This window comes from Limnohabitans sp. Hippo4 (genome assembly GCF_003063605.1).
Lineage (GTDB): Bacteria > Pseudomonadota > Gammaproteobacteria > Burkholderiales > Burkholderiaceae_C > Limnohabitans_A.
Genome location: NZ_NESE01000001.1, coordinates 1,077,065 through 1,091,481 on the forward strand (window position 1 = coordinate 1,077,065; position 14,417 = coordinate 1,091,481).

The following is a 14,417-nucleotide window of genomic DNA, read 5'->3' on the forward strand; positions in this document are numbered from 1 at the left end:
TTCTTGAAGCATCCATTGCCATGACGACCAACCACTCCCAACGCACTCGCGTTCTTACCGGCATCACCACCACAGGCACGCCGCACTTGGGCAACTATGCGGGCGCCATTCGACCCACGTTGCAAGCCAGTCGCAATCCGACCACACAAGGCTTTTACTTTTTGGCCGACTACCACGCCTTGATCAAATGCGATGACCCAGCGCGCATTCAACGTTCTACATTGGAAATTGCCGCCAGCTGGATTGCAGCCGGCTTGGACCCTGATAGCGTGATGTTCTATCGCCAGTCCGACATTCCCGAAATTCCCGAACTCACATGGTTTCTGACCTGCGTCACAGGAAAAGGCATGTTGAACCGTGCACACGCCTACAAAGCGTCTGTCGACAAAAACAACTTGGCTGGCAACGATCCCGATGCCGACGTCACTGCGGGTTTGTTCATGTACCCCGTGCTGATGGGCGCCGACATTTTGATGTTCAAGGCGCACAAAGTACCTGTGGGCCGCGATCAAATTCAACACATTGAAATGGCGCGCGACATGGCGTCTAGCTTCAACCATTTGTATGGTGAGCACTTGGTGTTGCCCGAAGCAGTCATTGAAGAGTCTGTGGCCTTGTTGCCGGGCTTGGACGGCCGCAAGATGAGCAAAAGCTACGACAACACCATTCCTTTGTTTTCGTCGAGTGCGCAGCTCAAGAAATTGATTTCTGGCATCGTGACCGATTCACGCGCACCTGGCGAAGCCAAAGATACCGAAGGCTCGGCCTTGTTTCAAATTTACCAAGCCTTTGCCAGCGCCGAAGAAACCGCCAGCTTGGCCAAAGCCTATGCCGATGGCATTGGCTGGGGTGACGCCAAACAAATGTTGTTTGAACGCATTGACCGCGAAGTTGCGCCCATGCGTGCCAAATACGAAGAGCTGATCAACAACCCCGCCACGGTCGATGCCATTTTGCTCAAAGGCGCGGCCAAAGCACGTGAGTTGGCCACCCCGTTCATCCAAGAGTTGCGACACGCCGTGGGCTTGCGCTCCTTGGCCAGCGCGGCAAGCTCGCAAGGCCATGCCAAAACTGCACGCGCGGCCAGCCCTGCCTTCAAACAATACCGTGAACAAGACGGCCAGTTTTATTTCAAACTGGTCGACCCGCAAGGCCGTGTGTTGTTGCAAAGCTTGGGGTTCGGCTCCCCCAAAGACGCAGGCATGGCCATTGCGCAATTGCAACAAGACGACGCCAAAGCATTGGCAGCCTTGGGTGCGCAAGTCAAATTTGGTGAAGGTGCGAGCGCAGCGCTTGTGGCGGAGGCCTTGGCCACTTTGCGCGCCGAATTGGCAGAAAAGGCCAAAGCCAAGTCTTGACACTTTCGCCAGCAGGTGTGGTTTGGAATCTGTTAAATCTGCAATAAGTGTTCAAATTACGCAAAAGTTGCTTGATTTGTTGCAGGCTTTGCTGATACGCTCATACTTTAAGTTTCATTCTTGAGCACACCATGACCGTTTACGTGATTGACGACCACCCGCTGATGCGCGATGCCCTCACCATGTTGGTTCAGCGGGTTCGCCCCGGTTTGAAGGTGGTGTCCGTTCACAAACTCAGCAGTTTGGAGTCCACGGTAGAACGCCAAGGCGAGCCAGAGTTGTTCTGTCTTGATTTGAAACTGCCCGACACTTTGGGCTTGTCGGGCGTGCATGCTGTGAAGGCCAAATTTCCCAATGTGCCTTTGGTCATTGTGACCGGCTCGGAAGCCAGCGAGTGCGAAGCAGCTTGCTTAGAGGCGGGCGCCAATTTGTTTTTAGAAAAAGCCAGCCCACCCAACACCATCATCGAAGGTCTGCGAACTTTCTTGCCCACCCCTGAAGAAGCGGAGGCCGCTGCCAATGCCGCCGCTCCGACCAAGCTGTCAAAGCGTCAGAAGCAATTGATTTTGATGCTGGACCAAGGCCTGAGCAACCGCGACATTGCCGACAAACTGGCCATCAGCGAGCACACTGTCAAAGTTCACTTTTGGCGTTTGTTCCGACGCTTGGGTGTGAACAGCCGCACGCAAGCTTTGTACTTTGCGCGCACCAACGGCTGGCTCGGTATTTAATCTTTTTTCTTCTTGTTGACGATGTCGGGGGTGACAGCGTCAAGCACATTGATCACCGTTTTACCGGTGTAAATGACGGTCGAGGCCACCACATCGGCCACAGCAACCACAGCACATCCCTGCAGTAACAGGCAGGTCATCAGAGCGACACAAGCAGTTGCAAATTTCATGACAAAGATCTCTTGAGGTACGACACCCTGAGGGTGACTAAAATGGTTGGGCGCAATTTTACGGGGCTCAGTGACGCACAGGTGAGTCACCCGGATCGGCTTCGTGAACTTGCTTGTAAAAACGCTTGGGCAAATGCGTAGTGAGACGCTCAATGGCCAAGTCCATCATGTTGGGATGAATTTCATGCCCAATGTAGGGCAACACATCGGCCGTGACATCGGCCTCGATGGCCACCAAGTGCTCAGCCGCACTGACCGCATAGCCATAATGAATCACGTTGTCTGATTTGCCGTGGAACAAATGGTAGGTGACGGTTTCTGGCGCATGCGTTGGCAAATTGACAAAACGGCTGCCAAAGCCCATCACGCGACCGCACAATTGAGGCTCTTGCAAACTGGCGGCCAAGGACATGATGCCGCCTTGAGAGAAGCCCACCAAAGCTGTGGCTTCATGGCTTACACCTGCGCGTTGTTGCCATGCGCGAATGAGCGATACAAAACCAGGCATGGCATCGCTCACCCGTTGAGGGCGGTTTTCTTCGGTTACACCTTGGAGAGGAAACCACTGCCAGCCAAAACCAGCCTCTGCAGGGTCAATGGCCTGCACGCACACCACACAGGCTTGCGGAAATTCATCCGCAAAACGTTTGGCCAAAGGCTGCATGTCTTGCGCGTCTGCACCATAACCATGGAACAGCAAGAAAAGTTGCGCAGCTTGCGCGGGGGCTTGAACGACAATGTCTTGGGTCATGCCCCTATTTTGCCTGATCAGCTTTCTACAAAGATGCGCGCCTTGCGTGGGGTTAACACCAAAGTTTCGCCTTCTTTGTATTGCTGCTCGGCAAACAAGTGCGCAGACAGTTGGGCTTCAATGACGGTGTCTTTGGCAAATTCATGATGGTCCACGGGCTCAAACTCCAAGCGCGCAATGGGGCCTACCACGATGGCGCGGGTCAGCTTGGCTTTGATGCCTGCATCGCCATTGCTGTAGCGCTTGACTTCAATGTCATGAGGGCGCACATAGGCAAACGCTTTGCTGTCTTGCACGTACTGATGCTCGGGGCTGTTGAGGCTGACAGCGTTGTCGCCGCCTATCAGCATTTCACCTTCGTGGGCGCGACCATGGAACAAGTTCACATCACCCAAAAAGCCATACACAAAGGGGCTGGCAGGATGGTCCCACACTTGTTGGGGGGAGCCAATTTGCTCTACGCGGCCGCTGTTCATCAGCACCACACGGTCGGCCACTTCCAAGGCTTCTTCTTGATCGTGCGTCACAAAAATACTGGTGACATGCAAATCGTCATGCAAGCGGCGCAGCCAACGGCGCAATTCTTTGCGCACTTTGGCATCGAGGGCACCAAAAGGTTCATCGAGCAACAACACTTTAGGTTCAACGGCTAAAGCGCGTGCCAAGGCGATGCGCTGACGCTGACCGCCGGAGAGTTGTGAAGGGTAGCGATCGGCCAACCAATCGAGTTGCACCAAGCCCAGCAAGTCGTGCACCTTTTGTTTGATGACGGCTTCTGAGGGACGCACACTGCGCGGCTTCATGCGCAGGCCAAAGGCCACGTTTTCAAACACGGTCATGTGGCGGAACAAAGCGTAGTGCTGGAACACAAAGCCCACTTGGCGCTCGCGCACATGCACGTGCGTGGTGTCTTCACCGCTGAAAGCAATACTGCCCGTGTCAGCTGTTTCTAAGCCAGCAATGATGCGCAGCAAGGTTGTTTTGCCGCAACCTGAAGGTCCCAACAAAGCGACCAACTCGCCAGAGTCAATGTCGAGGCTGACATCACGCAGTGCGTGAAAATCGCCAAACTGTTTGTGAACGTTTCTGATTTCGATGCTCATGGGGATACTTTCTTGCAGCCTTCAAGCTGCTTTCACTGAGGCGCCCACAGGCGCTGCATTGACGTTTTCTGGCGGTAAATCGCGAATGGCTTTCATCTCGCGTTCGTGGCGCCACTCGGCCACCGACTTGATCACCAAGGTGACCAGCGCCAGCAAGGCCAACAAAGACGCCACAGCAAAAGCGGCCACCGATTGGTATTCGTTGTACAAAATTTCTACGTGCAAGGGCATGGTGTTGGTCTGACCGCGAATATGGCCCGACACCACCGACACCGCGCCAAACTCGCCCATAGCGCGCGCGTTGCACAAAATGACGCCGTAGATCAAACCCCACTTGATGTTGGGCAAGGTGACATACCAAAAGGTTTGCCAACCTGTGGCACCCAACACAATGGCCGCCTGCTCTTCTTCGTTGCCTTGCGCTTGCATGAGCGGAATCAACTCGCGCGCAATGAAAGGAAACGTGACAAACACCGTTGCCAACACAATGCCAGGCACAGCAAAAATAATTTTGACATCGTGTTCTTGCAGCCAAGGACCGAACCAGCCTTGTGCGCCAAACATCAGCACGTACACCAAGCCTGCCACCACTGGGGACACCGAGAATGGCAAGTCCACCAGGGTGGTCAACACTGATTTGCCTTTGAATTCGTACTTGGCAATACACCATGCTGCGGCAATGCCAAACACCAAATTGAGAGGCACGGCAATCAAAGCTGTGATGAGCGTGAGGCGAATGGCAGACCAGGCATCGGGTTCTTTGAGCGCTTCCCAATACGCATCAAAGCCTTTGCGCAATGCTTCAGCAAAGACTGCAGCCAGTGGCAATACCAAAAACAAAAACAAGAAGATCAGCGTGATGCCAATGAGGGTGTAGCGCACCCACGCAGACTCTGTGGTGCCGGCTTCTGCGCGGCGAATGAGATTCGTGCTCATGCAGGCGCTCCTGTGTGACGGCGCTGCCAAGCTTGCAAGCCATTGATGATCAGTAGCAAGATGAACGAGATGACCAACATCACAGTGGCCACTGCAGTGGCACCCGCGTAGTCGTATTGCTCCAACTTGCCAATGATGATGAGGGGTGTGATTTCAGAAATCATGGGCATGTTGCCCGCAATGAAAATGACCGAGCCATACTCGCCCATGCCCCGTGCAAAGGCCATGGCAAAACCTGTAAGCAATGCCGGCGCAATGGAAGGAAAAATGACCTTGCTGAAAGTTTGCCAACGCGAAGCACCCAAGCAAGTTGCAGCTTCTTCCAATTCTTTTTCAGCATCTTCCAACACTGGCTGAACTGTGCGTACTACAAAAGGTAAACCGATAAAGATGAGTGCAATCACAATGCCGTTAGGGTTGAAGGCCAGTTGAATGCCAAGGGGTTCAAGGTACTGTCCCACCCAGCCGTTGCCTGCCAACAGTGCCGTTAAAGAAATACCAGCCACTGCCGTGGGCAATGCAAATGGCAAGTCGACCAACGCATCCACCACTTTCTTGCCAAAGAACTGATAGCGCACCAACACCCACGCCACCAACAAACCAAACACCACATTGACCAATGCCGCGATCAAAGAGGCTCCAAAGGTGAGGCGATAAGACGCCATCACGCGAGGGCCTGTGACGGCTGCCCAAAACTGATCCCACGTGAGTGTGAACGTTTTGAACACCAGGGCCGACAAAGGAATGAGCACAATCAAGCAAAGGTACATCAAGGTGTACCCCAAGGTGATGTTGAAACCGGGCAAAACCCGGGCCGGCGCTCTGCGCTTAGCAGGCGCCGCCGCAGCGGAACGAGACAGCATGAATTACTTAACGGTGTACAGCTTGTCGAACTGACCGCCATCGTTGAAGTGCACTTTTTGTGCTTCAGCGAAAGAGCCAAACACTTCGTTCACGGTGAACAACTGCAAAGGTTTGAAGGTCTTGCTGTATTTTTTCAAGATGGCGGGATTGGTGGGGCGCAAGGCATGCTTAGCGGCAATCTCTTGCGCTTCATCGGAGTAGAGGTAGTTCAAATAGGCCTTGGCCAAATCGCCAGTGCCTTTCTTTGCAACGGTACGCTCCACCACAGCGACTGGGTTTTCAGCCACAATGCTGATGGAAGGATGGATGGCATCTACTTTGCCTGCACCAAACTCGTTGTCGACAGAGATGACCTCGGACTCAAAAGTCACGAGCACATCGCCAATATTGCGTTGCAAGAAGATGGTGGTGGCATCACGACCACCTTTGGCCAACACAGGCACGTTTTTGTAGAGCTTAGCCACGAAAGCTGCAGCATCGGCTTCGCTGCCACCCTTTTTACGCACATAGCCCCAGGCTGCCAAATAAGCCATGCGGCCATTGCCACCTGTTTTGGGGTTGACCACAATCACCTGAATACCAGGCTTGATCAAATCGTCCCAGTCTTTGATGTTCTTGGGATTGCCATTGCGTGTGAGAAACAACATGGTGGAGCTGGTGGGCGATGCCGCGTGTGGAAAACGCTTGTTCCAATCGGCAGCCACAATGCCTTTACCGGCCAAAAAGTCGATGTCGGTGGTGGTGTTCATGGTGACCACGTCGGCGTCCAAACCGTCATTCACCGCGCGAGCTTGTGCACTGGAGCCGCCATGGGCCTGGTCAATCTTGACGTCTTTGCCAGTGGTCTTTTTGTAATTGGCAATGAAGGCGGCGTTGTAGTCTTTGTAAAACTCGCGGGCCACGTCATAAGAGGCATTCAGCAAAGTTTGGGCTGATACGTTGAGGCCAGAGATGGCCAGCAAGGTGGCGGCGGCAATGGTTTTGATCTTGTTCATGGTGGGTCTCAAATGAGTAAGGGTGTGATTGTCCAAGTCCATCCTCAAAACTCAAACGAATCATTTGTTGTTTGTTTATACGCTTAAGGCATATAAAGCCCAATTGAGCGGCTAAAGTCTTCGCAGCAAAGCAACTCCTTGGTAAGTAGCCCCTTACTTCTTCAGATAAATCTGATCAAAGCTGCCACCGTCGGCAAAGTGATCTTTGTCGGCTTTCTCCCAACCGCCAAAGGCTTGCTCAATGGTGAACAAAGGAATCTTGGGCAATTGCTTTGAATACTTCGCTTGTGCCTTGGCAGAAATGGGGCGGTAAAAGTTTTTGCCAGCAATGTCTTGACCTTCATCGGTATAGAGGTACTGCAAGTAGGCTTCCGCCACAGCACGTGTACCTTTGCGGTCAACTATTTTGTCTACAACCGTCACGGGGGGCTCTGCCAAGATGCTGATGGAAGGATAGACCACGTCTACTTTGCTGCTGAATTCTTTTTCCAACAAGTACGCTTCGTTTTCCCAAGAGATGAACACATCACCTTGGTTACGTTGCGCAAAGGTCACTGAAGAACCACGCGCGCCCGTGTCCAACACGGGCACGTTTTTGTAGAGCTTCAGCACAAACTCTTTGGCCTTGGCTTCGCTGCCGTAATTGCGCTTGGCAAATTCCCATGCAGCCAAATAGTTCCAGCGAGCGCCACCCGAAGTTTTAGGGTTAGGCGTGATCACGCTGATACCTGGCTTGATCAAGTCATCCCAATCTTTGATGCCTTTGGGATTGCCTTCACGCACCACCAACACAATGGTCGAGGTATAGGGTGATGAGTTGTGGGGCAGGCGCTTTTGCCAATCGGCGGGAATCAACTTGGCTTGTTTGTGCAAAGCATCAATGTCCCCTGCCAAGGCCAAGGTGACCACGTCGGCATCGATGCCATCGATCACGGAGCGGGCTTGTTTGCCGGAGCCGCCATGAGATTGCTTGATGGTGACGTCTTGACCGGTTTTCACTTTCCAGTGTTTGGCAAACGCAGCGTTGAACTCGACATACAACTCGCGGGTGGGGTCGTAGGAGACGTTCAACAAGCTGACAGCTTGGGCAGAAGCCAAGGTGGAGACACCCGCACTGGCCAAGACCAATGCGCTTAAAAGGCGGCTAAAGAATCGAAGATTTGTTTTCATGGAAGACCTCAGAAATACATCTAAAAAATAAGATGAATGAATTCTGAAAGTCTTTGTTTAAAACCGGAACTACTTATTTATCAGTTGTTAATTACTTAATCGCATATAAATTCAAGTAGTTAATTTACACAACGACTAATTAAAAGAATACTATTTGACTCAATTAATTGAGAACAAAGGCATATGTGCAATTTGCTAAGGTACTGAATACTCCGGAGGGGCAAACCGTCCTACTTCCTCAGCATTTCAACTTTGATTCAGCGCAAGTAGAAATTCAACGTATTGGTACGGGCCTTCTTTTAAGACCAATTGATGATTTGGCCTTGCTACTTCAAGTTGCACTAGACACGTTTGAGCTCAATTTAAAAATTGAACGCAACCAACCCCCTTGGTAATCTGCGGTTTTATATCAAGCCACCAAAGCCACAGACTTGACTTGGGCCCACACAGGCATACCCACCTGCAGCGCCAATTCGTCCACCGCACGCTTTGTGACGCGCGCCAATACCTCTTCGGCACCACACTTCAAAACCACCATCACCTGCGAAGGATGCACATCGGGCGTGATGCTTTGAATGTGGCCGCTCAGTTGGTTTTGAATGCTGGTGTTTTGCGGCTCGGTGGTGGCCAAACTGACATCACGCGCCAAGATTCGAATGCGTACAGCTTTACCAGCAGGCAACCCTGCATCGCGCATCCAAACGCAACCGCCTTCAAAGTCGACACGCGACAAATGCCACTGCTTGTCCACTGCGCCGATGCATCCTTCAATCAGCGCGCCAGCATCTTCACCCACAACCACTGGATTGACGACCTGGGTGAGGACCGATCCCACAGGACCTTGCGCTTTGACTTGCCCTTGATCCAACACCACCAAATGATCGGCCAAGCGAGTGAGCTCTTCTGTTGAATGCGTGACATACAACATGGGCATCTTGAGTTCATCACGCAGCTTTGTCAGCCAAGGAAAAATCTCTTGCCGACGCGCAGCGTCCAATGACGCCAAGGGCTCGTCCATCAACAGCAATTTCGGCTTCATCGCAATGGCTCTGGCAATGGCCACGCGTTGACGCTCACCACCTGAAAGCTGATCGGGCATGCGCTGCAACAAACTGCCAATGCCCAAGAGTTCAATAGAGGCTTTCAGCGCCATGGCTGCATCTGACTGCGCATTGCCTGAGGCCTTCTCTGCGCGTTTCAGACCGAAATTCAAGTTATCTGTCACATTGAGGTGTGGCAACAAACTTGATTCTTGAAACACATAGCCCAAGGGGCGTTGCCAGGTTGGCAAGTCGATGCCTTGCTGCGTGTCTTGCCAAACATGCGAGCCGATTTGAATGCGACCCACTTGATTTTTTTCCAAGCCAGCCACCGCACGAAGCAATGTTGTTTTGCCTGAGCCAGAAGGCCCAAAAATAGCGGTAATGCCCAGCCCAGGCAATTGAAGGTCGAGGTCCAGCTCAAAAACTGGACGACTCATTTTGATCTTGAGATGCAGGTTGTTCATACCACCTGCCTTTGACGTCGGTTCATCAAAGCCAAAGCCAAGAGCACCAAAAACGAAAAGACCAACATGCCCGCTGCCAACAAGTGCGCTTGTGCGTAGTCCATGGCCTCAACATGCCCATAAATTTCTGTCGACACCACACGTGTCTTGCCAGGAATGTTGCCGCCAATCATCAACACCACACCAAACTCTCCCACGGTGTGGGCAAAGCTCAAAATAGCAGCTGTCAACATGCCGGGTTTGGCCATGGGCAATGCCACTGAGAAGAATGCATCCAATGGACTGGCGCGCAAAGTGGCCGCAACTTCCATCGGTCTGGGTCCCATGGCGTCAAAAGCGTGCTGCAAAGGCTGCACTGCAAAAGGCAATGAAAACAAGATGGAACCGATCAACAGACCTGTGAAAGTGAACGAGAGCACACCCCAACCCATGGCCTGCGTGAATTGCCCCAAGGGTCCTTGAGGTCCCATCGCAATCAGCAAATAAAAACCTAGAACGGAAGGCGGCAAAACCAAGGGCAAAGTGACCAGCGCATGAATGGGTGCACGCCACGCAGATTGCGTTTGCGACAACCACCAAGCCAATGGCGTCGCCAAAACCAACAACAACACCGTGGTTGAGGTGGCCAGTGCCAAGGTCAATTGAATGGCTTGCCAAGATTCGGGTGACAAATTCATACGTGCAAGTTTACGACGAAGTCCCAAAGCCCTTGGATGTGAGAAATTTTGCATCTGTTGGATATAACCGACACCACAAATTCCTGAGGGCGCTATCTTTGCGCCTCATGAAAAAAATTTGGGACATTTCCCCACCCATTGATGCAAGCAGCCCGGTCTTTCCGGGCGACACGCCTTTCCATTTGAAATGGTCTGCCCAAATTGCGGCAGATTGCCCTGTCAACGTCAGCGCCATCACCTTGTCGCCCCACGTGGGCTCACACGCCGATGCGCCTTTGCACTACGACCCAGAAGGCGCCGCCATTGGCCAAGTCGATTTACAGGCCTTCATAGGTCCTTGCCGAGTGATTCACGCCATTGAGGTTGGGCCGCTGATCACGATGCAGCATTTCGCGCATCAACTGCACCATGCCCCCGAGCGAATTGTGGTGAGAACTTACACAACATTTCCAACACACCAATTTGACAAGCAACTCACGGCATTCGCACCCGAGACACTGCATGCCTTGGCAGACCTCGGTGTGAAACTGATTGGCATCGACAGCGCCAGCATCGATCCAGCCGACAGCAAGACATTGGACAGCCACCAAGTCATCCGACAGCGCAACATGCGTGTCTTGGAAAACTTGCAACTCGATCACATCGAACAAGGCGACTACGAATTGATCGCCCTGCCCCTCAAACTCATGAGCGCCGACGCAAGTCCCGTTCGCGCCATCCTTCGAGAACTTTGAACATGACCACCCACTCTCTAGCCGAATGCCAAGCTCTGGACCAACAAGACCCCTTGCGCTCATTGCGTGAATTGTTTCAACTGCCCGAAGGCGTGATTTACTTGGATGGCAATTCATTGGGCATTTTGCCCAAAGCAACGCCAGCACGCGTTGCACAAGCGGTGACGCAAGAATGGGGCACTGATCTGATCAAAAGTTGGAACACAGCCGGTTGGTTTCAATTGCCCCTCCAAGTAGGTAACAAAATTGCCAGACTGATTGGCGCCAAAGACGATGAAGTGGTGGCGGCTGACAGCACATCCATCAATTTGTTCAAAGTGCTGAGTGCGGCCATATCGATTGCCAAAGCCGACCACCCCCAAAAGAACATCGTTCTGAGTGAGCGCACCAACTTTCCAACCGACCTCTACATTGCAGAAGCCTTGTGCAAAGAGCGCGGCTACCAACTCAAACTGGTAGAAGCCGAAGAATTACACAGCGCACTTCAACAAGACGTGGCCGTGCTGATGTTGACGCATGTGAACTACCGCACTGGCGCCATGCTGAACATGAAAGACATGACCGCTGCTGCACACGCGGTAGGTGCATTAAGCGTTTGGGATTTGGCACACAGCGCAGGTGCAGTACCTGTTGATTTGAATGGTGCCCATGCCGACTTTGCTGTGGGTTGCGGCTACAAATACCTCAACGGCGGCCCCGGTGCACCCGCTTTCGTTTGGGTCAACCCTAAACACACCGATCGTTTTTGGCAACCGCTCACGGGCTGGTGGGGTCATGCAGCACCTTTTGAATTCACGCCGGATTACCAACCCGCTGCAGGCATCACACGTTATCAATGTGGCACGCAGCCCATCTTGAGCTTGACCGCACTCGATACAGGCTTGGATGCTTTTTTAGAAGCAGAAAACCTGGGGGGCATGAAAGCGCTGCGACAAAAGTCCTTGGCCCTCACTGGGCTGTTCATGCAATTGGTGCAAAGCCAGTTGCAGGGCCATGGCTTTGGCATTGCCACACCAGCGCAAGATGACCTGCGCGGCTCTCAAGTGAGCTTGACGCGCAGCGAAGGTGCCTATGCCATTGTGCAAGCGCTGATTGCGCGCGGCGTCATTGGCGACTTCCGTGCGGGCGATGGCCAACATCACCCCGACATTCTACGATTTGGCCTCACACCTTTGTATGTAGGCTTTGCCGATGTGTGGCATGCCGTGCGGCATATCAAAGAAGTGATGGACACCCAGGAATGGCAACAAGCGCGCTTTTCGCAAAAGAACGCCGTCACCTGAACTAGAAAGAACGCACCATGTCTGGATGCCCCTTTAGTCAAGGCGCCTCTGCGCCAATGACCTCTGCAGAATCAGCAGACGAAGTCAGCACCGCACAAATTGTGCAAGATGAAAAAGCGCAATTGGATTTCAGCCAATCCATGAGCTACGGCGACTACCTGCAACTCGACGCCATCTTGAATGCACAAAAGCCGCTGTCGCCCGATCACAATGAAATGCTGTTCATCGTGCAACACCAAACCAGCGAGTTGTGGATGAAGCTGATGCTGCACGAACTTCAAGCAGCCATTCATCACATTCAACAAGACGATTTGCCAGATGCTTTCAAAATGTTGGCCCGTGTGTCACAAATCATGGCGCAACTGGTGCATGCATGGGATGTGTTGGCCACCATGACGCCGCCAGAGTACAGCGCCATCCGGCCTTACTTAGCGCAATCGAGTGGCTTTCAAAGTTGGCAGTACCGTTGCATTGAATTTTCAATGGGCAACAAAAATGCGGCCATGTTGATGCCCCATTCACACCGACCCGATTTGCATGCCATTGTGGAAAAAGCCTACACCGCGCCTTCGCTTTACGACGTGTGTTTGAAACTCTTGGAAAAACGTGGCTTGGCGGTACCGACCTCTCATTTAGAAAGAGACTGGCGCCAGCCTTATGCCGCCAACACCCAAGTCGAAGAGGCTTGGCTGATTGTTTATAGAAATCACAAGCAACACTGGGACCTTTACCAACTGGGTGAAGAACTGGCCGATTTGGAAGACGCTTTCCGGCTTTGGCGCTTCAGGCATTTGACCACCGTGGAGCGCGTGATTGGCTTCAAACGGGGAACCGGTGGCACGGGTGGCGTCAGCTACCTTCGCAAGATGTTGGACGTGGTGCTTTTCCCTGAAATTTGGTCCCTGAGAACCAGCCTTTAAAGCCTTAGAAATGAGGTTTTCATGATGTAATTCGGGAACTTTTTTCCTATTCGGAGTTCCCATGCTGCGTTCCCCTCATTTGGGTCGATTCCCCTTCGTTTTGTCCTTGATGGCCAGCCTGTTCATTGCCAGCACTTTGGTGGCCTGCAAAAAACCTGATGACAATGCCGACAAAGCTGCTGAGAGCGTGGCGCTGAGTTTGGGCACTGAAGACATCTTGCAATTGGGCACTGCCGACCACGGCACAGGTCCTGTCATCTCTGGCTCTTTGCAACCCGAATTGCGCGCAGATTTGAGAGCAGAAGTGAGCGCCACGGTAGTCAAGGTACACAAAGAAAATGGCGAACCTGTTCGCAAAGGCGATTTGCTGGTCACCTTGGACAGCAGCGTTTTGCGTGACAACCTCAGCTCTGCCGAAGAGTCCTTGCGTGCCGCCGCCCAATCTTTGGACGGTGCTGAACGCCAATACCAACGCATGAAATCCCTGCAGGCCCAAGGCATGGTGTCCATACAAGGCTTGGAAGAGTCAGAAATCAAGCGCAACGCCGCGCAAAGCGAGCACGTGGCCAGCAAAGCACGTGTGGCGGCTGCCAAACAACAAATTGAGCGCACTGAAGTTCGCGCACCTTTTACGGGCGTCGTGAGCGCACGCAAAGCATCGGCAGGCGACACAGCGCAAATTGGCAAAGAACTGATTCAAGTGATTGACCCCAGCAGCATGCGTTTTGAAGGCCAAGTGTCCGCTGATCAAATGGGTGTACTCAAAGTAGGTCAACGTGTGAATTTCCGCATCAACGGCGTGGCCCAAAACGGCGATCAATTGGCCAGCCGCGGCATCGTCAAACGCATTGATGGTGCCGCTAATCCCATCACGCGACAAGTGTCGGTGATTGTGGAGATCAACAGCAAAGACCGCCCACCCGTGGTGGGTCTGTATGCAGAAGGTGTGGTGGAAACACTCACCAAACCCGCCGTGATGATTTCAGAAAGTAGTTTGCGCCGCGAAGGTGACAAAGTGTTTGCTTGGATCTTGGATGGCAACAAAATTGTGAAACGTGCCATTCAATTGGGTGATCGTGACACGCGCCTGGGCCAGTGGGTGGTGACTTCGGGCTTGACCGCTGGCGACAAGGTCTTGCGAAACAACGGCAGCTCCTTGAAAGACGGCCAAGTCTTTACGTTGCGCGCCGACACAGCTGTCAAAGTGGGCCCATAAAC

15 protein-coding genes are annotated in these 14,417 nt (G+C 52.8%); 6 read left to right on the forward strand and 9 right to left on the reverse strand.

Features of this window, described 5'->3' with window-relative positions; all coding sequences use genetic code 11:
• Window positions 1-20: 20 nt before the first annotated feature.
• Window positions 21-1,358 carry a tryptophan--tRNA ligase gene (locus B9Z46_RS05090; RefSeq protein WP_108254752.1) on the forward strand — a complete coding sequence of 446 codons (1,338 nt, stop codon included), beginning with the start codon at window positions 21-23 and terminating at the stop codon, window positions 1,356-1,358.
• Window positions 1,359-1,489: 131 nt separating this feature from the next.
• Complete coding sequence (locus B9Z46_RS05095) at window positions 1,490-2,089, forward strand: LuxR C-terminal-related transcriptional regulator (RefSeq protein ID WP_055359921.1); 600 nt, start codon at window positions 1,490-1,492, stop codon at window positions 2,087-2,089.
• On the opposite strand, the gene B9Z46_RS15195 is transcribed toward B9Z46_RS05095, so the two are convergent.
• From B9Z46_RS15195 to modB, 9 genes are all read right to left on the reverse strand, one after another.
• On the reverse strand, window positions 2,086-2,259 hold the full coding sequence (locus tag B9Z46_RS15195; RefSeq protein ID WP_199220544.1) for a hypothetical protein: 174 nt from the start codon (window positions 2,257-2,259) through the stop codon (window positions 2,086-2,088). The genes B9Z46_RS05095 and B9Z46_RS15195 overlap by 4 nt on opposite strands.
• A gap of 67 nt (window positions 2,260-2,326) precedes the next feature.
• Entirely contained in the window at window positions 2,327-3,010 is a 684-nt protein-coding gene (gene ypfH / locus B9Z46_RS05100; RefSeq protein WP_108254753.1) for an esterase, read from the reverse strand.
• A gap of 17 nt (window positions 3,011-3,027) precedes the next feature.
• Window positions 3,028-4,113, reverse strand: a complete 1,086-nt coding sequence (locus B9Z46_RS05105; protein WP_055359919.1) for a sulfate/molybdate ABC transporter ATP-binding protein — start codon at window positions 4,111-4,113, stop codon at window positions 3,028-3,030.
• Window positions 4,114-4,134: 21 nt separating this feature from the next.
• Entirely contained in the window at window positions 4,135-5,049 is a 915-nt protein-coding gene (cysW, locus tag B9Z46_RS05110) for a sulfate ABC transporter permease subunit CysW (RefSeq protein ID WP_108254754.1), read from the reverse strand.
• On the reverse strand, window positions 5,046-5,912 hold the full coding sequence (gene cysT / locus B9Z46_RS05115) for a sulfate ABC transporter permease subunit CysT (protein ID WP_108254755.1): 867 nt from the start codon (window positions 5,910-5,912) through the stop codon (window positions 5,046-5,048). Before cysT ends, cysW begins: the two co-directional genes overlap by 4 nt.
• Window positions 5,913-5,915: 3 nt before the next feature.
• On the reverse strand, window positions 5,916-6,908 hold the full coding sequence (locus tag B9Z46_RS05120) for a sulfate ABC transporter substrate-binding protein (protein ID WP_108254885.1): 993 nt from the start codon (window positions 6,906-6,908) through the stop codon (window positions 5,916-5,918).
• Between the two features lie 153 nt (window positions 6,909-7,061).
• Window positions 7,062-8,078, reverse strand: coding sequence for a sulfate ABC transporter substrate-binding protein (locus tag B9Z46_RS05125; protein ID WP_108254756.1), 1,017 nt, complete (start codon window positions 8,076-8,078; stop codon window positions 7,062-7,064).
• Window positions 8,079-8,487: 409 nt separating this feature from the next.
• A complete protein-coding gene (gene modC / locus B9Z46_RS05135; protein ID WP_233245913.1) occupies window positions 8,488-9,558 on the reverse strand; it encodes a molybdenum ABC transporter ATP-binding protein in 1,071 nt (356 codons plus the stop codon).
• 23 nt (window positions 9,559-9,581) lie between these two features.
• A complete protein-coding gene (modB, locus tag B9Z46_RS05140; RefSeq protein WP_108254759.1) occupies window positions 9,582-10,262 on the reverse strand; it encodes a molybdate ABC transporter permease subunit in 681 nt (226 codons plus the stop codon).
• Between the two features lie 107 nt (window positions 10,263-10,369).
• On the opposite strand from modB, the gene kynB reads away from it, so the two are divergent.
• The 4 genes from kynB (at window position 10,370) to B9Z46_RS05160 (ending at window position 14,415) form a co-directional block, all read left to right on the forward strand.
• Window positions 10,370-10,996 (forward strand): arylformamidase, encoded by a 627-nt coding sequence (kynB, locus tag B9Z46_RS05145; RefSeq protein WP_108254760.1) that lies wholly within the window; start codon window positions 10,370-10,372, stop codon window positions 10,994-10,996.
• A gap of 2 nt (window positions 10,997-10,998) precedes the next feature.
• Entirely contained in the window at window positions 10,999-12,279 is a 1,281-nt protein-coding gene (gene kynU / locus B9Z46_RS05150; protein WP_108254761.1) for a kynureninase, read from the forward strand.
• A 56-nt stretch (window positions 12,280-12,335) separates the two neighbouring features.
• Complete coding sequence (gene kynA, locus B9Z46_RS05155) at window positions 12,336-13,199, forward strand: tryptophan 2,3-dioxygenase (protein ID WP_108254762.1); 864 nt, start codon at window positions 12,336-12,338, stop codon at window positions 13,197-13,199.
• Between the two features lie 61 nt (window positions 13,200-13,260).
• Entirely contained in the window at window positions 13,261-14,415 is a 1,155-nt protein-coding gene (locus B9Z46_RS05160) for an efflux RND transporter periplasmic adaptor subunit (protein WP_233245914.1), read from the forward strand.
• Window positions 14,416-14,417: the final 2 nt, after the last annotated feature.